Annotated in this window: 16 protein-coding genes; 5 read left to right on the top strand and 11 right to left on the bottom strand. The window is 71.1% G+C overall.

What is annotated here, in order from left to right:
* Nucleotides 1–12 precede the first annotated feature (12 nt).
* The 6 genes from NR792_RS16280 to NR792_RS16305 form a co-directional block, all read right to left on the bottom strand.
* Nucleotides 13–1,722 (bottom strand): tetratricopeptide repeat protein, encoded by a 1,710-nt coding sequence (locus tag NR792_RS16280; RefSeq protein ID WP_375760946.1) that lies wholly within the window; start codon nucleotides 1,720–1,722, stop codon nucleotides 13–15.
* Nucleotides 1,723–1,851: 129 nt separating this feature from the next.
* The gene (locus NR792_RS16285; RefSeq protein WP_375760947.1) at nucleotides 1,852–2,823 is read right to left on the bottom strand and encodes a M91 family zinc metallopeptidase; all 972 of its coding nucleotides are present in this window, start codon (nucleotides 2,821–2,823) and stop codon (nucleotides 1,852–1,854) included.
* Nucleotides 2,824–3,108: 285 nt separating this feature from the next.
* Nucleotides 3,109–4,353: a FadR/GntR family transcriptional regulator gene (locus NR792_RS16290; protein WP_375761634.1), complete on the bottom strand. Its 1,245-nt coding sequence runs from the start codon at nucleotides 4,351–4,353 to the stop codon at nucleotides 3,109–3,111.
* A gap of 302 nt (nucleotides 4,354–4,655) precedes the next feature.
* Nucleotides 4,656–5,261, bottom strand: coding sequence for a hypothetical protein (locus NR792_RS16295; protein WP_375760948.1), 606 nt, complete (start codon nucleotides 5,259–5,261; stop codon nucleotides 4,656–4,658).
* 83 nt (nucleotides 5,262–5,344) lie between these two features.
* On the bottom strand, nucleotides 5,345–6,100 hold the full coding sequence (locus NR792_RS16300) for a ZIP family metal transporter (protein WP_375760949.1): 756 nt from the start codon (nucleotides 6,098–6,100) through the stop codon (nucleotides 5,345–5,347).
* A gap of 43 nt (nucleotides 6,101–6,143) precedes the next feature.
* Nucleotides 6,144–6,305 carry a hypothetical protein gene (locus NR792_RS16305; RefSeq protein ID WP_375760950.1) on the bottom strand — a complete coding sequence of 54 codons (162 nt, stop codon included), beginning with the start codon at nucleotides 6,303–6,305 and terminating at the stop codon, nucleotides 6,144–6,146.
* 104 nt (nucleotides 6,306–6,409) lie between these two features.
* On the opposite strand from NR792_RS16305, the gene NR792_RS16310 reads away from it, so the two are divergent.
* The 3 genes from NR792_RS16310 to NR792_RS16320 are packed head-to-tail and all read left to right on the top strand — an operon-like array spanning nucleotide 6,410 to nucleotide 9,230.
* Entirely contained in the window at nucleotides 6,410–6,877 is a 468-nt protein-coding gene (locus NR792_RS16310) for a MarR family winged helix-turn-helix transcriptional regulator (RefSeq protein ID WP_375760951.1), read from the top strand.
* A 41-nt stretch (nucleotides 6,878–6,918) separates the two neighbouring features.
* Nucleotides 6,919–8,229, top strand: a complete 1,311-nt coding sequence (hmgA, locus tag NR792_RS16315; protein ID WP_375760952.1) for a homogentisate 1,2-dioxygenase — start codon at nucleotides 6,919–6,921, stop codon at nucleotides 8,227–8,229.
* Nucleotides 8,226–9,230 (top strand): fumarylacetoacetate hydrolase family protein, encoded by a 1,005-nt coding sequence (locus NR792_RS16320; protein ID WP_375760953.1) that lies wholly within the window; start codon nucleotides 8,226–8,228, stop codon nucleotides 9,228–9,230. The genes hmgA and NR792_RS16320 overlap by 4 nt, the downstream gene beginning before the upstream one ends.
* 9 nt (nucleotides 9,231–9,239) lie before the next feature.
* On the opposite strand, the gene NR792_RS16325 is transcribed toward NR792_RS16320, so the two are convergent.
* Nucleotides 9,240–10,580, bottom strand: coding sequence for a porin (locus NR792_RS16325; protein WP_375760954.1), 1,341 nt, complete (start codon nucleotides 10,578–10,580; stop codon nucleotides 9,240–9,242).
* Nucleotides 10,581–11,036: 456 nt separating this feature from the next.
* Between NR792_RS16325 and NR792_RS16330 the strand changes: the two genes are divergently transcribed.
* Nucleotides 11,037–12,578, top strand: coding sequence for a M91 family zinc metallopeptidase (locus NR792_RS16330; protein ID WP_375760955.1), 1,542 nt, complete (start codon nucleotides 11,037–11,039; stop codon nucleotides 12,576–12,578).
* On the opposite strand, the gene NR792_RS16335 is transcribed toward NR792_RS16330, so the two are convergent.
* The 4 genes from NR792_RS16335 to NR792_RS16350 all read right to left on the bottom strand — a co-directional run bounded on the left by NR792_RS16335 (nucleotide 12,575) and on the right by NR792_RS16350 (nucleotide 16,945).
* Nucleotides 12,575–12,892 (bottom strand): protealysin inhibitor emfourin, encoded by a 318-nt coding sequence (locus tag NR792_RS16335; RefSeq protein WP_375760956.1) that lies wholly within the window; start codon nucleotides 12,890–12,892, stop codon nucleotides 12,575–12,577. The two genes, NR792_RS16330 and NR792_RS16335, sit on opposite strands and share 4 nt — an antisense overlap.
* Nucleotides 12,893–12,909: 17 nt before the next feature.
* Complete coding sequence (locus NR792_RS16340; protein ID WP_375760957.1) at nucleotides 12,910–14,061, bottom strand: M4 family metallopeptidase; 1,152 nt, start codon at nucleotides 14,059–14,061, stop codon at nucleotides 12,910–12,912.
* A 118-nt stretch (nucleotides 14,062–14,179) separates the two neighbouring features.
* Nucleotides 14,180–14,623: an acyl-CoA thioesterase gene (locus tag NR792_RS16345; protein WP_375760958.1), complete on the bottom strand. Its 444-nt coding sequence runs from the start codon at nucleotides 14,621–14,623 to the stop codon at nucleotides 14,180–14,182.
* A gap of 225 nt (nucleotides 14,624–14,848) precedes the next feature.
* On the bottom strand, nucleotides 14,849–16,945 hold the full coding sequence (locus tag NR792_RS16350; RefSeq protein WP_375760959.1) for a WD40/YVTN/BNR-like repeat-containing protein: 2,097 nt from the start codon (nucleotides 16,943–16,945) through the stop codon (nucleotides 14,849–14,851).
* 232 nt (nucleotides 16,946–17,177) lie between these two features.
* On the opposite strand from NR792_RS16350, the gene hflX reads away from it, so the two are divergent.
* Nucleotides 17,178–18,872: a GTPase HflX gene (hflX, locus tag NR792_RS16355; RefSeq protein WP_375760960.1), complete on the top strand. Its 1,695-nt coding sequence runs from the start codon at nucleotides 17,178–17,180 to the stop codon at nucleotides 18,870–18,872.
* The last annotated feature ends 12 nt before the right edge of the window (nucleotides 18,873–18,884 follow it).

The following is an 18,884-nucleotide window of genomic DNA, read 5'->3' on the forward strand; positions in this document are numbered from 1 at the left end:
CGCCCGCTGACCTCAGAAAGCCGTGCGCGTGAGCGCGATGTCCGCGTTCGCCCAGGCCGTCTCGAAGCGCTGACGCGCGGCGGACGCCTCCGCCGTGCGGCCCTGCCCCTTCAGCGACTGGGTGAGCCCGAAGAGGGCCCAGCCGTTGCCCGGGTTGCGGCGCAGGTCCTCCCGGTAGACCGCCTCCGCGGCCTTGTACTGCTTCGCGTCCAGCAGCGCCGCGCCCTGGTAGTGGCGCACGGGATAGAACCAGTCGTTGGGCTCCGAGTAGGCCAGCTGATCCGCTGCGCGCACCGCGTCGTCCCAGCGTGACAGCGCGTCCGCGCAGCCCTGACGCTCGGCGATGGAGGCATCCAGCACGCGGGCCGCCACGTCCAGCACGGCCTTCGCCGAGTTGTTTCCCGCGGTCAGCGTGTCGGGGACGCTCGCGGCCAGCTTCACCAGCTCCTCATGCTCCGCGCGGGCCTTCTTGAACTCCCCCTTCGCGGCGAGCGCCAGCCCGTGCGCGTGCAGCCACATCCCCGTCAGCACCGGGTACTTCGCGTCCGGCCGGGGCTCATCGAGCAGCGCGTCGAAGCGGCCGAAGCGCACCATCGCGAGCAGCGGCTCGGAGACGAAGAAGTCCATGCCGGGCATCTCCGTCAGCATCTCCGGCGGCAGGGCCCTCGAGGACTCGCGCGCGGCGCGGATGGACTCCTCACGCCGCCCCTCCATGGACGCGGAGAACGACAGGAAGCCCCAGTTGTGCGCGAGGTACATCGGGTAGTACCCGATGGGGTCCACCTTGCGCAGATAGGCATTGTCCGCATCGACGGCGCGGCGGTTGCTCTCCGATGCGTCCGCGTACCGGCCCACCCGCTGGTAGATGTGCGCCGGCATGTGCACGACGTGCCCCGCCCCCGGCATCAAGCCCGGCAGCCGGTCCGCGGAGGGGAGCGCGCGCTCGGGGTGCTCCGAGGCCTCGATGGCGTGGATGTAATAGTGGTTGGCGCCCGGGTGGTTCGGCGCGCGCGCGAGCACCGTCTCCAGCCGGGAGACAATCTCTCCTGTCCCCGGATTCGGCTTGCCCTCCAGCGTCCAGAGCTTCCACGGGTTCAAGTTCATCAACGACTCCGCGAAGAGCACCTGCACGTCCATGTCGTCCGGGAAGCGCTTCGCCACGTCGCGCATGGCGCTGGCGTAGGCCTGGGAGAAGGGCTTCATCTGCTCGGGCGTGCGAGGCGCCGGCCCGCCATAGCGCTTCGACAGCGCGCCAATGAGCGCCTGCTCCTCGGGGGCCGCCGTGGGGGCGAGCGCCCGGGCCCGTTGCAGGGCCTCCCAGGCGGTCGCGGCCCGGTCCGGCAGCATGGGCACGTTGTAGTTGGGCCCCAGCACCAGCGCGACGCCCCAGAAGCACATGCCGCAGGACGGATCCAACTGCGCGGCCCGGGCGAACGAGCGCGCGGCTTCGTCGTGGTTGAAGGCATACGTCAGCCGCAGGCCCTGGTCGAAGAAGGCCTGGGCCTCCGGCGACCGGGTGGTCACCTTGCGCTGGAAGGTCCCCAGGTCATCGAAGAGGACGGCCCCTTCCGCGAGCGACGTCAGGCTCGAGAGGGCGGACGGCTTGCCATGCGCTCCGTGCGCGGCCGCGCCAGCTTCCGGCGGGCGGGGGTCCTGCGCTCCGGCGGACGTCCCCGAGGCAAGCAACGACGGGATGAGGATGAACAGGAATCGCGCGCGCATCGGGCTTCCCCCTCGGACCGGCGGTCTCAAGGCAACGGTGGGGGGTGGCTGCGCGCGCGGCAATCCGACCCGGGAGGGTGTCAAAGCTGGCGGCGAGGCCCTCGCCCGGGATGCATCCTGCCGGTGCGCCTACTTCTCCAGGTCGCCGACGATCTTCCCGAGCGGCGACGGCGTGCCCATGAACTTCTGGAACCGGCTGCGGTCATCCGAGCCCAGGTCGTAGTTCTCGAAGTTCGCGTCGTTCTTGTTCGCGCCGGGCCGGAAGCCCGAGTAGTCCTGGCGCGAGGGCAGCCCGTGCTCGGCGCGGATGGCGTTCTCCGTGGGGGCGTTCGGCATGCGCGGCGTGGGGCGCAGGCCCACGGTCTCGAACTCCTCGCGCAGCTGCAGGCGCGTCTCCACGGTGTCCTTCATCGGCGCCGAGTGGTCGGGGTAGCGCTTGAAGACGTCCGCGTTGGAGTGCTTGCTCACCGCCAGCGGGCTCACCTGCGTGCCATGGGCGGCGCGCCAGGCGTGCACGGACTCGTGGCCCAGGCTGTTGAAGCGCTGGCCGGGGTCGTTCTCGTTGTAGTTGATGCGGCTGGCCTGGCCCGCGCCAGGCTGGCCGTCGTAGCGGTACGCCGGGCGCAGCGACTGGAGCGTGCCGTCGTGGCGCGGGCGGTGCGACATGGGCATGGACTCGTTGCGGCCGGAGTAGATGTCCGCCACCGTCAGCGGCTTCTGCGGCGTGCCCGTCGCGCCGGGGTTCACGTGCGGCGTGCGGCCGTTGAGCTCCGTCAGCATCTGGTTGCCCACGGGGCGGCTCATCAGCTTGTGCGTGGAGTTGCGCGCGTCCTGCGTGAAGTCCGCGAAGTCCGCGCCGGACTGACCGTGGTCACGGCGGGTCCGGATGCCCGGCAGGTCCGGGTGCACCACGCCGTGGTCCGCGGGCTTGAGGTTGTTCTTGCCGGCCTGCAGCTCCGAGGCGGTGGGCGCCTTCGGCGTCGACACCGTCTCCGGCTTCACCGTCCTGGGCGTCTCCAGCTTGGGAGGCGCGCTGGGGCTGCGCGTGCGGGAGCCGGAGGAGAGGGACGGCGCGGAGAAGGAGGAGGAGCGCAGCTTCATGGTGGGCCTCGGAAGCGGATGACGTGTGTCCCTCCCTAGAGCAACCGTCGTGCCGCCTCTGGAGCGCCCCGGGGACACCTGTCCCTCACGTGATTCCAGGGGTTTGCCCCGGGCCCGGGGGCCCGGCCCTGGTGACCGCGGTCGGGCGCCTGATGTCCGCTGTCACCAGGGCCCGGCCTGAGTAGGTCGCCAAATGTTCCTGAACGAATCCGAGGCGAAGCGGGGGGAACGGGCAAGGCCCCTGCATTCGTCTCGGAACTGGTGGCTCCCTACTTAGATAGGCCCTTAGGAGTTCGTTGCCTCATCCGGGGCGGAGGCACGGCTCAAGCGGATACGTCGGGGGCAGTCGGCACAGGAGTGCTCTTTCAGAGGGGCGACGTGCGGGTCTTCATGGACGATGGAAGAAGCGAAGGGCCGTGGCTGCACACGAAGCAGGTCGCCCTGGTGAGCGAGCAACGGAGCTTCCGGAGGAGCGCAGTCCCCTGGGCTTGGGGGCCTGGGTGGCGTGATGCAGTCCGTCCGACAGTCGGATGGGGCTTCCCAAGGTCGCGCCCGGCACGCCCACCCAACGCCCCCCTCATTGGGCGCGCAGGGGGAAGTTCCGAACGCCTCGGTGGCTGACGTGGGGGCGCCGAGGCCGTGCTCCTCCACGGAAGGGTGTGTCTCAAAAGCGTCGTCTTGCGCAGTGACTGACGCGGGGGAATCAAGGCCGTGCTCCTCAACATACGAGCGTGCATCAAGCGCATCGTCCTGCGCGGTGGCTGACGCGGGGGCTTCGAGGAGGCCCTCCTGGGCGCACTGGACCTCGGAAGACACCATCTGCTGGGGGGCTGGCGCGAAGCGGTTGAGCACGCGCTCATCGCACGCCTTCAGCAGCGTCGGCAGCTGGTGCTGAAGTGCCTGCGCGTCGCGCTCGCTCAGGGCGTGCATCGCGCACAGGGCCCACTGGCGCAGGGATTCGCCGCCCATGAAGGACAGCAGCCGGGCCGCGTTGCCTCGCAGGGCCCGTTGCAGTGACTGAATGAGGAGCAGGTGCCCTGGACGTGACGCCGCCTGGGCCGCCAGCCTCAGCAACTCGAATTCCAGCTGCGCGCACCGTGCACCGGGGTTCCAGTGCGCCGCGTCCGAGAGCCTGTAGCAGGTGTCCTCCAGCAGGCTCACGTCCCGCTCGGAGGCACTCGCGCAGCAGTCGGAAAGCAGCTCCACCAACACCTGCCGCTTGAGGCTGAAGAAGCCCTCCAGGAGCCGCCGGCACTCCTCGGAGCGCTCGTCATGCAGCGCCAGGCCCAGGTTCTCCAGCGTCAGTGACTCATCCAGCGCCACCGCACGCGTCACCCGGCCGGGACGCTGCACCACCAGGCCCCGCGCCGCCAGCCGCCGCAGCGCTTCGCGCACGGTGCCTCGGCTCACCCCGTAGCGACGCGCCAGCACCTGCTCCGAGCCAATCTGGCCGTTCCTCGGCAGCCTCCCGAGCGAAATTTCTCGCTCGAGTTGCTCCTCCACGTACGCCACGAGCCCCACCCGCACCATCACCGTCCGCCTCCTCGCCCCAGCCTCGCCCATCCAACCAGAAGGGTCTGACATGGACACGTGGGCACACCGTCCTCGTTGGTTGCCGGGACGGGGCGGCCCCGGGCCCCATGCAGCGCGAACCTGTCCGACTGTCAGACAGGTTTGGCAAAGGCGCGCCCGGCGGGCGCCCCTGCCCGTGGGCCCGCCGTGACGCCCGCGGATGCACACCGTCGCGACTCACCGCTGCGCTTCGCAAAGCGCGCGTCTTCGCTGAGAACCTCCAGGCCACAGGGCTTGTTCATCAACTTCTGGCCACCTACTTAGAAGTTCACGGCGATGAGGGGGATGGAGGGGCGGGGCTGCCACTGCCGCGTCCTCACGCCGTCGCGGCGGGCCCGGAGGTCGCGCAGCTCCGCCTCCAGCTGGCTCTTCTCCTGGATGAGAGCCTCGCGCTGGGCCTTCCTCTCCCGCGCGATGCGCCCTCCCCGGCTGAAACCCACCACGACCATGACCACGCCCACCACGCCGACGACCGTCAAGGGCACGCCGAGGAGGAGTCTGATCTCCCGGTCCGTACCGGACTCCATCAGGCCGTCGATGATCAGCGGGATGCCGAGGAGCAGCGCCGCCCCCAGGATGAAGCCGAAGGTCGTCATGATCTTCGAGCTGCGGGGGCGTCCCAGGCGGATGCCGTCGATCTCCTCCTGGAGCAGGCCCACTCGCTGGGTCAGCTCCTGGATGCGCGCGTCCAGGCCGCCATCCGGGAAGGGCGTGGCGGGAAAGGCGTTCTCCTGCGCGCCCGTGGGGGCCTGCCGCGCCACCAGCAGCCGCGCGGAGTGCGCGGGTCCGTCCTCCGGCGTCAGCAGCGACAGCGACGGGGACATGGGCGCGGAGGCCAGCAGGACGGCGGCGAGCAACGACACCATGGAGGGCACTCCTACCGAAGACGGATGGGAGCGCGACCCTAGCACCCCCGCATTCCCCGGAAGGACGGCCCCCGTGGGGCCTGTCACCCACCCAGCTTCGTGAGCATGAACGCGGCGAGGAAGCCCGCGACCGTGATGAGGCCGGTGAGCTCGTGGGCCCCTTCGGTGGCCTCCGGCATCATCGTGTCCGCGAGCATGGCGAGGATGGCGCCGGCGGCCACGGCGGTGGTGCCCGCCACCACGCTGGGAGCGAAGCCCCGGAAGACGACGTAGCCCAGCAGCGACGCCAGGCCGGACAGGAGCGAGATGCCGCCCCACACGCCGAAGACGTAGCCCTTGGAGCGTCCGGCCTGCTTCATCCCCGCGGCGGAGGAGAGACCCTCCGGGACGTTGGAGAGGAAGACCGCCACGACGGCCACGAGGCTCACGGCGCCTCCGGTGATGAGGCTCACGCCGATGACGATGGACTCCGGGATGCCGTCGAGCAGCGCGCCCACGGCGATGGCCATGCCGCTCCCTCCACGCTCGGCCTCCGAGGGCTGCTTCCCGCCGGAGCGCTTGCGGTGCTTCGCCCCCCTGCGCGAGAGCACCACGTTGGCCAGGCTGTAGAGGGTGGCGCCCGCGACGAAGCCCAGCGCGGTGGGGACGACGCCGCCCTGCCGGAAGGCCTCATCCATCAGGTCGAAGGAGAGCGCGGAGATGAGCACGCCCGCGCCAAACGCCATCACGCTGGCGATGAGGCGCGTGGGCAGCCGGACGGCATAGCCCACCGCCGCTCCGACGAGCAGCGCGCTCCCGGCGAGCAGCCCCCACAGTCCGGCCTGGAGCCAGAGTGGCATCCCCTTCCCGTCCTCGTCCGCGCGCCTGGCCCGGGCTGACAGCTCAGCGCGACTTCGCCTTGGAGCGCTTCACCTTGTTGGCCTGCTTGCCCAGCGCGGTGCGGGTGCTCTTGGGGAGCTTGCTCAAGGTGCGCTTGCGCTTGGCGGCGGTCGCGGCCTTCTTGATGTTCTTGCGCCCGGCGGCGCGCTGCTTGCTCGTGGCCATGGTGCTTGAAAGGTCCGCTGCCCCGGCCGCCCCTGCAATGCGGCCGCGGCCGCCCGCCTCGGAGGGCAGACGGACGGGCGGCGCTGGCTATAGTCCCGGGCCCGATGAAGAAAGCACGCACCGCGAGCCTCACCCTCGACGCCTTCCTCCCCTATCGCCTGTCGGTCGCGGACAACGTGGTGAGCCAACGCATCGCCCGCGTGTACGCGGCCGAGGACGGCCTCTCCACGCAGGAGTGGCGGCTCATCGCGGTGCTCGGTGAGGACGGAGAGCGCTCGCAGCGGGAGCTCGTCCGGCGCACGCGGATGGACAAGGTGCCGGTGAGCCGCGCGGCTCGCTCGCTGGAGGAGCGCGGTCTGGTGCGGCGCGCCACGAGCCAGAGCGACGCCCGGTCGCGGCGCCTGACGCTGACCGCCTCCGGCCGCAGGCTCTACCAGCGCGTGGCCCCGGCCGCGCTCGAGGCGGAGGCGGAGGTGCTCGCGGAGCTGTCACCCGCTGAACGCGCCGTGCTGCGCTCGCTGCTGGAGCGCGTGGAGCGCACCGCCATCCGGGCCCTGGAGCCCGGCCCCTGAGCCTTGCCGCATTGGTTACATCTGTTACCATCTCGGGTGCCATGGAAAACGTCCGCCACCTGACAGGCTTTGGAAACGAGCACGCATCGGAGGCTGTCGCCGGTGCGCTTCCCGTGGGCCAGAACACGCCCCAGCGCGTGGCCTTCGGCCTCTACGCCGAGCAGCTCTCCGGCACCGCGTTCACCGCGCCGCGCGGCGTGAACCGGCGCACGTGGATGTACCGGCTGCGGCCCAGCGCGGGCCACCCGGCGTACCGTCCCGTGGAGGCCCGCACGCTGCGCAGCGGCCCGTTCCGGGAGGTGCCCCCGTCGCCCAACCGGCTGCGCTGGAGCCCTGCGCCCATGCCCACGGCGCCCACCACCTTCCTGGAGGGCCTCTTCACGCTGGGCGGCAACGGCTCCCCGGCCGAGGGCGCGGGCGCGGCGGTGCACCTCTACGCCGCGAACGCGTCCATGACGGACACGGCGTTCTTCAACGCGGACGGCGAGCTGCTCATCGTCCCGCAGTCCGGGACGCTGCGCATCGTCACGGAGCTGGGCGTGCTGGAGGTTCCGCCCGGCCACATCGCGCTGATTCCTCGCGGCGTGCGCATGCGGGTGGAGCTGCCCGGCGGCCCCGCGCGCGGCTACATCTGTGAGAACTACGGCGCGGGGTTCCGGCTCCCGGAGCTGGGGCCCATCGGCTCCAACGGGCTGGCGAACCCGCGCGACTTCGTGGCCCCGAACGCGGCGTACGAGGACGTGGAGCGCCCCACGCGCGTGGTGCAGAAGTTCCAGGGGAACCTCTGGGAGACGACGCTGGACCACTCGCCCTTCAACGTCGTCGCGTGGCACGGCAACTGCGTGCCGTACACGTACGACCTGGCGCGCTTCAACACCCTCAACACGGTGAGCTTCGACCACCCGGATCCGTCCATCTTCACGGTGCTCACGTCGCCCAGCGACACGCCGGGAACGGCGAACTGCGACTTCGTCATCTTCCCGCCCCGGTGGATGGTCGCGGAGCACACCTTCCGGCCGCCCTGGTTCCACCGCAACGTGATGAGCGAGCTGATGGGCCTGGTGCACGGCGTCTACGACGCCAAGGCGGACGCGTTCCTGCCCGGTGGCGCGTCGCTGCACAACTGCATGAGCGCCCACGGCCCCGACCGGAAGACCTACGAGGCGGCCGTCGCCGCGGAGCTGACGCCGAAGAAGATCGACAACACGCTCGCGTTCATGTTCGAGACCCGCTGGGTCATCGCGCCCACGCGCCAGGCGATGGAGAGCCCCGCCCTCCAGGCGGACTACGACGCCTGCTGGGCGGACCTGCCCAAGGCGAAGGTGCCCTCCACGGGAGGCGGCCAGCCGTGAAGCTCGCCTCGCTCGACGTGGGACGGGACGGGCGGCTCGTCGTCGTGACGAAGGACCTCTCCCGGTACGCGGAGGCCTCCGCCATTGCGCCCACCCTCCAGGCCGCGCTGGATGACTGGGAGCGCCACGCGCCGGCCCTGCGCGCGCTGTCGGAGCGGCTGGAGGGCGGGAAGCTCCAGTCGGAGCGCTTCAACCCCACCTGGTGCGCGGCCCCCCTGCCCCGCGCCTACCAGTGGGCGGACGGCTCCGCGTACGTGAACCACGTGGAGCTGGTGCGCAGGGCGCGCGGCGCGGAGCTGCCGCCGTCCTTCTGGACGGATCCGCTGATGTACCAGGGCGGCTCCGACGGCTTCCTGGGGCCGTGTCAGCCCATCCCGCTCGCGGACGAGTCGTGGGGCTGCGACATGGAGGGCGAGGTCGTGGTGGTGACGCGCGACGTGCCCTTGGGGGCCACGCGCGAGCAGGCCCTGGGCGCGGTGGTGCTGGTGGGGCTGGTCAACGACGTGTCGCTGCGCAACCTGATTCCGGCGGAGCTGGCGAAGGGCTTCGGCTTCTTCCAGTCCAAGCCCGCGTCGGCGTTCTCGCCGGTGTTCGTGACGCCGGACGAGCTGGGGACCGCGTGGCGCGACGGCAAGCTGCACCGGCGCCTGGAGGTCTTCCTCGACGGCGAGCCCTTCGGCCGCGCGGACGCGGGCGTGGACATGACGTTCGACTTCGGCACGCTGGTGGCGCACGCGGCGAAGACGCGCTCGCTGTGCGCGGGCAGCATCGTGGGCTCCGGCACGGTGTCCAACCGGGGCCCGGACGGCGGCCCCGGCAAGCCCGTGCGGGACGGCGGCGCGGGCTACTCGTGCATCGCGGAGGTGCGCGTGGTGGAGACGCTCCGGGACGGCGCGCCGAAGACGCCCTTCCTCAAGCGCGGCAACCGGGTCCGCATCGAGATGCGGGACGACGCAGGCAACAGCATCTTCGGCGCCATCGACCAGGGGGTCGGCGGGTAGCGCGGACCCTCAGTAGTTGAACTGGAGCTGGACGCGCGTCACGTGCCCCTGCTCCTGTTCATACGGGTAGCGCGACGAGGTGCGGTCCGCGATGACGTAGGCGGCCGTCAGCTCCAGGGCCTTCCAGATCTGCCACTCCGCGCCCAGCTCCAGCTCGCGCACGTCGTAGCGCGGGGCGTTGGTCTCGAACTTCTTGCCGCCCTTGTAGAGGGTGCCGCGCACGTAGGGGATGAGCGACACGCCCACCACGCCGTCCAGCTTGTACATGAGCTGCGCGTAGCCGCCCTGCAGGTTGCGGCTGTCGATGAGCAGGTCCTCGTCCCCCGTGCCCTGCGACGGGCCCCGGCCCACGTTGTACTCGGCCTGGAAGCCCAGGGGCTGCGGGTAGACCGTCAGGCTCACGATGGCGCGCGCATCCACCAGGTTGGGGCCACGCGCGAGCGCATAGGCCGCGTCATCGCGAGGGGCCGCGCTCAGGTTGAAGCGGCCGTAGTAGGCGCCAGCGCCGACCTCCACGTACTGGGAGCCGAAGAGGAAGGGATAGCTGATGCGCGCGACGCCGTGCGGGCTGTTGTTGCGCTCGGCGCGGTTGGCCGTCTGGCCGTTGTAGACGCCCAGGCCCACGACGCCGTAGTCGCCAGAGCCCTTGAGGCCGCTGTCGACGAGGAACTTGAAGCGGTCGCGGATGTGCGAGGGCGCCCAGTAGAAGAACACGCCCAGGTCGCGCTCGTCCTTCAGCGCGCTGTTGATGGCGTCGTTGCGGTCCAGCGCCAGACGGTTCTGGCTGGACTGGAGGTTCTCGAAGCCGAAGGGCACCTTGGACTGGCCCACGCGGAAGCGGAACTCCTTCTTCGTGTCCAGGAAGATGTCCGCGTACCAGTCCCGCATGATGGCGACGTTGTACTGGTCACCGATGACGGAGGCGAAGTCCGGCTGCAGGTAGATGGACACGTGCGGGTGCACGTCTCCGAAGATGACCAACCGCGCGCGGCGGATGCCGAAGCCGTTGTCCTTGCCCAGGAAGCGGTCGCCCTGGTCGTTGATGAGCGAGTCGTTCACCCGGAAGCTGGGCAGCCGGTTGTAGCGGACCTGCGTGTAGCCCCGGAGGCGGATGTTCTCGTACCAGGGCTTGTCCTTCTTCTTCTCCTCCGCCGGGGGCGGCACGGCGGCGGGAGGCACGGGCGCGGGGGGCTCCGCGGCGGGCGGAGCCTCGACCGCGGGAGGCGGCGTCCCGGCCGCGGGCGCGGACTCGGGCGGGGTCTCCTGGGCCAGCGCCGAGGAGGTGAACAGGAGCGCGGTACCAGCCAGCAGGGCCTGAAGGACGGAGCGGTGGGACGAGGCGAAGGTCATGGGTGCGTGGGAGCCGGGCGGGGAACAGGGAGGGACCCGCCCGGTCCGATGTGGCGCTTCCGTTACCGAATGGAGCGGCGCTCCGCCACGCACCCCCTGCCGTTGTTGCCACACCGTTACCGGCGACTCCGTCCTGTCACCGGAACGAACGCTGCGTGTCACACGTTCGTGACATGGCCCCGGCATCGTCGGCCCGGTGCGTCCCTGGGCGTCCTGTCCGCGCCCGAAGCGCCCTGGGCGGACCCCCAGTGCGTGCTCCCCCTGGACGGCGCCCGGCTTCCCCCCTGAGCCCGCCCTCCCAGGCGAGTCATTCCGCGGGGTTGGCCTGGAATCAGCGGGGATGAGGCAACCGGCGTCACGCTTTGGCGACAATTCCCTTCGGGCGGCATTCATCCGCCCCCCGGCAGCCGTCCGCCGGGCCCGCACCGGGTGTCCCCGTCACCCGCGAGAAGCGACATGACCTCGATTGGAAAGCCCGGTTCGCGTTCCACCCCGTCCTCCGTGAGCGCGCAGCCGGCGAAGGCGCCCGCCCCGGCGAAGCCCAACGCGGTGAAGGCCGCCGTCGCCCAGCGGATGAAGGACGGCTTCGACGCGGCCCCCCGCACGGGCGCCGCGTCCCGGCCGGCGCTCTCCTCGGAGAGCCGCTCCACCCCGCGCGCGGGTGAGGGCGCGGCGGGCCTCGGGTCCGGTCTGGGCAAGGCGGCGGGCAAGGCGGCCGGCGGCATCGGCGAGGCGCTGGGCAGGCTCGCGGGCCGCGTGGGCAGCGCCCTCGCCGGGCCGCAGGTGAGCACGAACGCGCAGGGCCGCACGGTGGTGGACCTGGGCGCGGGGAACAACACCGCGACGGTGTCGCAGAGCAAGGACGGCGGGCTGACCATCAAGTCCGGCAGCGACACGGTGACGCTCACCGCGGAGCAGGCCAAGGGCGCCATCATCAACGGCGGCGCGGGCAACGACTCCATCACCGTGGACGCCAGCGTCACGCAGGACCTCACGCTGGATGGCGGCGCGGGCGACGACAAGCTCACCGGCGGCAAGGGCAACGACACGCTCGTCGGTGGCGCGGGCAACGACACCGTCATCGGTGGCGAGGGCAAGGACGCGCTGCAGGGCCAGGACGGCGACGACTACCTGGAGGGCGGCGCGGGGGATGACCGCATCCTGGGCGGCGAGGGCCGCGACGTGCTCTACGGCCTGGACGGCAATGACTACGTGTCCGGCGGCAACGGGCGCGACTACATCGACGGTGGCGCGGGCAACGACCGGGCCTACGGCGGCGAGGGCGACGACCAGGTCATCGGCGGGCGCGGCAACGACACGCTGAGCGGCGGGCGCGGCAACGACGCGGTGGCGGGCGGCGCGGGCACGGACAAGGTGTCTGGCGGCACGGGCACCGACAAGCTCTACGTCGAGGAGAACGAGACCACCGCGGACGCGGCCGCGGGCGAGCGCGAAATCGTCGACATGACGGACGCGGATCAGCGCGGCCGCTCGGTGACGGTGTCGGGCAGCGCGGACTTCCAGGCGCGCACGCAGTCGGACCTGGACGCGCTGCGCTCGCTGCCGTCGGGCCAGGAGCTGCTGCGCACGCTGGACGACAGCGGCCACACGACGACCATCAAGGAGACGTCCCAGGGCAACTCCGCGTCCGCGCAGAACAAGGACGACGCCTGGTTCAACGCGGACGGCACGCCGGGCAAGGGCACCAACGGCACGGTGAACTACAACACCACGCGCATCTCGCTGGGCGGCGAGGAGTGGATGAACCGCCCGCCCGTCGTCGCCCTGTTCCACGAGCTGGTGCACGCCTCGGACTACGCCAACGGCACGCTGGCGCTCGGAGCGAAGGACGGCGTGAACAACCGCGAGACGTCCGCGGTGGGCCTGCCCATCGACCTGGACCAGAACCCCGCCACGCCGGACGTGGTGCAGGGCGGCCGCCCCGGGGAGAACGTCCTCCGCGACGACCTGAACCTGCCCACCCGTCCGCACTACTAGGCGCTGCCCCGCGCGGCCTTCTGGATGAGCTCCAGCAGGGAGCGCAGGTGCGGCTCCGTCACCGGCTCCACCATCTGGACCGAGTGCCGCCGCCCACCGTCGTCCTCGATGGTGACGGTGTAGCGCGTGCGGTCCGCGCCCGCCGTGGGAGCGCCTCCCACGGTGGCCGGCTGTTCGAAGAAGCGCGCCTCCCGCACCCCTCGCTGGAGCGCCTCCGCCGTGGCGGGAGGCAGGGACGCCAGGTCCACGGTGCGGGGCCTGGCCAGGCCCGGGAAGAAGGCGACGCCACCCTCCCGTTTGAGTTCGATTCGCATTCCGTCGACCCCGGCGCCTAGTGCTTGCGCTGTACCGGCTGCGCGGCCTGCTTCTGCATCTGCGGGGTCCAGGCCGGCGCGCCCGCCCGCTCCTTGGAGACGCGGATGCCCACCTGGCTCCAGGCGTCGCGCACGATCTTCTCCTCGTCGCCGCTGCCGAAGAGCCGGACGCACGCCGTCACGGTGAGCCGGGCGAAGGAGAGGAACGAGGCGTTGGCCTTCAGCCGGGGGTCGCGCAGCGTCTCGATCCAGATGAGGCCGGCCTTCTCCCACGCGAAGCCCTTCAGGTGGGTGGCCGCGATGCAGAAGGCCTTGTTGGGGATGCCGGAGTTGATGTGGACGCCGCCGTTGTCCTCCCACGTGTTCACGAAGTCCTTCATGTTCGCCGGCTGTGGGTCCTTGCCGAGCACCGGGTCGTCGAACGCGGTGCCAGGGTCCTTCATGGAGCGCAGGGCCTTGCCCTGGACCCGGTCCGTGAGGAGCCCCGCGCCAATGAGCCAGTCGGCCTGCTCCGCCGGCTGGTTCAACAGGCGCTGCTTCACGAGCGAGCCGAAGACGTCCGACAGGTGCTCGTTGAGCGCGCCCGCCTGGAGGAAGTAGGCAAGAGGGCCCTCGTGCTCCGTCACGCCGTGGGCCAGCTCGTGGCCGATGATGTCCACCGCGACGGTGAAGCGATTGAAGAGGTCTCCGTCGCCGTCGCCGAACACCATGCGCTCGCCGTCCCAGAAGGCGTTGTCGTAGCCGCTGCCGTAGTGGACGTGCGCGTTGAGCGGCATGCCGTTGCCGTCAATGGAGTTGCGTCCGTAGACCTCCCAGTAGAGGTCGTAGGTCCCGCCCAGGCCGACATAGGCCTCGTCGACCGCCACGTCGCCGGTGTCATCCATTCCCTCCTTGCGGGCCTCCACGCCTGGAAGCGCTTCGGTGTTCTTCACGTCGTAGATGGTGCGGAGCTTCTGGCTCTCCACGACCATGGGGCCGGGAATCATCCGCTTCGCCACCTGGGGCGCACCGCTGGAGGACAGGCGGATGGCGCGCAGGGTGTTGTCGATGGAGAGCGTCCGCAGGGCCTGCGCGCGCTGCTGCGGCGAGCCGTTCTGGGCAATCTGCCGGCTGATGTAGGGCGGCAGGACGCAGTGGTGGGAATGCCAGATTCGAGTGTTGCAGCACATCACCCATCTCCTTCTGTAGGGGGTACAGGAAGACGATGGTGATGACGGCAAGCCGCATTCGGGACACGGGACGGCAGGGGCTCCCCGGTCGCCAGGGGACCCTTGCGGCGCCCCGCGCTCAGGCCTGCTCGCGTGGCGTCACGAGCCTCGCCAACGCTTCGCGCAGCCGGTCAGGCATGGCCACGGCCCTTCGCGTCTGGCGGTCCACGAAGACGTGCACGAAGTGGCCGTGCGCCGCCGCCTGCTCGTCACCCTCCTTGAAGATGGCGATGCCGTAGGTGACCGAGCGGTTGCCCAGCGTGTCCACGCGCAGGCCCGCCCGCAGGCGGTCCGGGTACGCGAGCGGCGCGCGGTAGGCGCACTTCGACTCCACCACCAACCCGATGACCGCGCTGGAGTGGATGTCCAGGCCGCCCTCGTGGATGAGGTAGTGGTTCGCGACGGTGTCGAAGTAGCTGTAGAACGTGACGTTGTTGATGTGGCCGTAGACGTCGTTGTCCATCCACCGCGTGGTGATGGGCAGGAAGTAGCGGTAGCGGTCGGCCGTCTCTGCGTCGGACACGGGAGGGTCCACCCGCTTCATCCCGAGCGCCCGCGCCCGGTCGCCCACCTCCGCCAGACAGCCCGGGCCGAAGGTGATGCGGAGGTGTCCACCGTGAAGGCGCTGTCGCAGCCTTCCTTCACGGCGGGGGAGTGACAGCAGCCCATGCGCGCGCTCCTTGGCGGACGTGTCCCGCCCCAATCTACAGGGCGGGAGCGCGCCGGAGGCCCGCGCGAAGGGCCGGTGTCAGGGTCTGTGCAGGACCGCCGTGTCCCCCACCATCCACAGCTCCGAGGACGACGGCGCCCACACGCCCCGGAGGACGCGGCGGGTGCCGGTGGTCTCCGCGGCCCAGCTGCCGCCGTCGAGGCGCAGCAGCGTGCCGTTGTCGCCCACGGCCCAGACCTCGGTGGCGGAGCGCCCCATCAGGCCGTTGAGCTGGGACGAGGTGCCGCTGATGACGGGAAGCCAGAGGGCCCCGTTGTAGCGCAGCAGCGTGCCCCCCGCGCCCGCGGCCCAGATGTCCGTCGGCCCGCTGCCCCACACGGCCTTCAGGGACGCGCTGGTGCCGGAGGTCATCGTGCTCCAGGCGGCGCCGTCCCAGCGCAGGATGGTGCCGGAGTCGCCCACCGCGATGGCCAGCGAGGGGCCCTGCACCCAGACGGCGTTGAGGTTCACCTCCACTCCCGTGGGCTGCCGCGTCCAGGTGGTGCCGTCGGAGTGGACGGCCTGGCCGCCCGCGCCCACCGCCCAGACGTCCGTCGCGGACGCGCCGTGGATGGCGTACAGGGCCAGCGAATTCTCCGCCTTGTACTCCGTGTTGAAGCGGGCCCCGTCGAACCGGTAGATGCTGTCGTGGAACGACGACGTCACCCAGACCGCTGTCGGGGACGCCGCGTAGACGCCCGAGATGTCGTCGGTGGTGGAGTCAGCCAGCTTCGGTTCAATCCATCCGCCGCCGTTCCAGTGCAGCACGCGGCCCGAGTCCCCCACCGCCCACACGTCCGACGGCCCCGTGCCATGGATGGCCCGCGCCGCCCCCAGCGTGCGCAGCGGCGCCCTGGAGCTCCACGCCTGCCCGGTCCACCTCTGCACCTGTCCGCCCCGGCCAAAGGACCACACGTCGTCAGGCCCGCTGCCGGCGATGGAACCCACGGCGTCCTCGTCCGTGTCCGTCCACTTCGTGCCGTTGTAGAAGTAGCCGAAGTCCTCGCCGCCGGTCAGCACCAGCGAAGGCGACGCGGCGTACACGGAGAACAGCTGATCCGACGAGCGCAGCGACTGCTCGATGCCGGCGGGCGTGGTCCGGAACACCTGGCCGAAGTCGTCACAGAAGAGACAGGGGTCATCCGAGGCGACGGTCCAGACGTCGTTCGGGCCGGTGCCCGTCACCTCGTGGAAGTCGATGTCCGTCGTGCCCGCGTCGATGCCGGAGACCGCGTTGCCGTCGTACCGGCGCAGCGTGCCGGCCTGCCCCACCATCCAGACATCCGAAGGCCCGCTGCCCCACACGCCGTTCAAGTCCTTCGTCGTGGACACGTCCACGCCCTGGAAGCCGCTGCCCCGGTCGCGCCGCACGGTGCCGCTCGCGCCCACGGCCCAGACGTCGCTGGGACCGGAGGCCCACACGGACTTCAGGTCGCGCGTCGTCCCGGAGCTCACGGGGGAGAAGGCCCCGCCCGTCGTGGAGTGGAGCACGGTGCCGCCCGCGCCCACCGTCCACACGTCCGTCGGGGAGAGGGCGTGCACGTCGCGCAGCGACGTCAGCGTCCCGCTGGCCACGCGCGTCCACCGCGCTCCATCCCAGTGCTGGATGAAGCCGTCCTCGCCCACCGCCCACCCGTCATCGGGAGCGCGGAAGTGCGCGCCCTGGAAGCTGTAGCCATGGGGCAGCGGGTACTCCCAGCACCAGCCGTCGCTGCACTCGCGGTTGGCGGCGGGGATGCCGCAGGTCTTCTCCACGCCGCGCCCGCCGCACACCTCCGGCGCCGTGCAGGTCCCACAGCGGACGGTGCCACCGCAGCCATCCGGTTCCTCGCCGCACTCCACCCCGGCGCTGCACTCCGTCTTCTGCGCGGTGCAACCACACACATTCTCCTGGCCGCCTCCGCCACAGGTGGAGGGCGCCGAGCAGGTGCCGCACTCCAGCGGCTGGCCACAGCCGTCCGTCGCCTCACCGCAGTTGAAGCCCTGCGACTCGCACGTCCGGGGAACGCAGTCCTCGTCGTCGCCACAGCCGGCGGCGAGCGTCGTCATGAGCAGGAGCACGGGTGGGAGGACCACCCTGCCCCACCGATAGAGGCTTGAACGCGCACCTGCCGCGAAGGAGTCGTCACGAGACATGGGCATCTCCAGACCGGACGCGGCGTGAAACCCGCGACACCCCTTGGGGCGTGGCTCCGGTGCGGAGAAGGTTGCAATCAGCGGTCCGTTTGGATCGCCGCCCCCCCACGAATGCTCCAGGGGACCGCACGATGACGCGGCCCGCCGGATGACGCGGCGGGCTGCGAGCGGGTGCTTAGCGTGAACGGCAGACCCCGGAGCACCTGCTCCCGACGACAGGAAGGCCCCCGCGATGTCCGCCATCCATGGAAACACCCAAGGGCTCAAGCCCCGCCAGCTCCAGCGCCTGGAGGCGACCTGGCGCCAGCACGTGCGGCCCCAGGAGGTCGTGAGCCCCGAGCTCGCCGGGCATCTCTGCGCGCTCAGCCAGGAGACGGGCCGGCAGGTGGGCGTGCTCATCGACCGGCGCGGTGAAATCGAAGCCGTCATGGTCGGCGACGCGACCCGGCTGGAGCTCCCGGACGTGGGCCGCATGCGCGCGGGGGACACGCGGCTGCGCGGGCTGCGCCTCGTGCACACGCACCTGAAGGACGAACCGCTCTCGCCCGACGACATCACCGACCTCGCGCTCTTGCGGTTGGACCTCGTCTGCGCCATCGAGACGCGTCCGGACGGCCAGCCGGGCAAGGTCTACCTGGGCCATCTCGACCCTGAGTCCGCGGGTCCCCGGGAGCGCTTCTGGAAGACGCTGAAGGCCACGGACGTCCCCGCGCTCGACCTCGACCCCGTGGCCCTGGCGGAGGAGCTGGAGGAGGCCTTCGGCCAGGCCATCGCGAGCCAGGAGGTCATCACGCAGGGGCGCGCGCTGCTGGTTGGAGTGGCGCTGGAGGGCCGCGCCGTCGCGGAGGCGTCCATGGCCGAGCTGCGGGAGCTGGCGCGCACGGCGGGCATCGAGGTGCTCGACGTGGCCTTCCAGGCGCGCAACCAGGTTGACCCGCGCTTCGTCGTGGGCCGGGGGAAGCTGGAGGAGCTGAACCTGCAAGCGATGCGTCAGTTCGCGGACCTGCTCATCTTCGACCATGACCTGACGCCCGCGCAGGCCCGGCACATCTCCGACCACACGTCGCTGAAGGTGCTGGACCGCACGCAGCTCATCCTGGACATCTTCGCGCAGCACGCGCACAGCGCCGAAGGCCGGCTCCAGGTGGAGCTGGCCCAGCTGCGCTACCGGCTGCCCCGGCTCGCGCAGCGGGACGAGGGGCTCTCCCGGCTCATGGGCGGCATCGGCGGGCGGGGGCCCGGTGAGACGAAGCTGGAGATCGACCGCCGGCGGGTGCGCGACCGCATCTCGCTGCTGGAGAAGCGCATCGACGCGGTGGGCGCCAGCCGGCAGCTGCGCCGCCAGCGCCGCGTGCGGCACGACGTGCCCATCATCTCCATCGTCGGGTACACGAACGCGGGCAAGTCCACGCTGCTCAACCACCTGACGGACTCGGACGTGGTGGTGGAGGACAAGCTCTTCGCCACGCTCGACCCCAGCAGCCGCCGGCTGCGCTTCCCGCGCGACCGCGAGGTCGTCATCACCGACACCGTGGGCTTCATCCGCGCGCTGCCGCGCACCCTGGTGAATGCCTTCCGTGCCACGCTGGAGGAGCTGGCGGACGCGGACCTGCTGCTGCACGTGGTGGACGCGTCGGACCCCGCGTACCGGCTGCAGATGGAGGCCGTGGAGAAGATCCTCCAGGACCTGGGCCTGCAGGACACGCCGCGCCTGCTCGTGTTCAACAAGAGCGACCTGCTGGAAGGCGGCGTGGAGGGCGTCATGGCCAGCCTGGAGGCCCATGCGAACGAAGGCGTCCCCATCAGCGCGCGCACGGGCGCGGGGCTCACGGAGCTGCTGCTGCGCACGGAGGAGCTGCTCTGGCACGAGGGCAAGTCGCTCACGGGCAGCGGCCGCTCGTTCCAGGAGGAGCCCCTGCCCTACTGAGGGAAGGGGCCA

The organism is Corallococcus exercitus, assembly GCF_042231735.1.
GTDB classification, from domain to species: Bacteria; Myxococcota; Myxococcia; order Myxococcales; family Myxococcaceae; genus Corallococcus; species Corallococcus exercitus_B.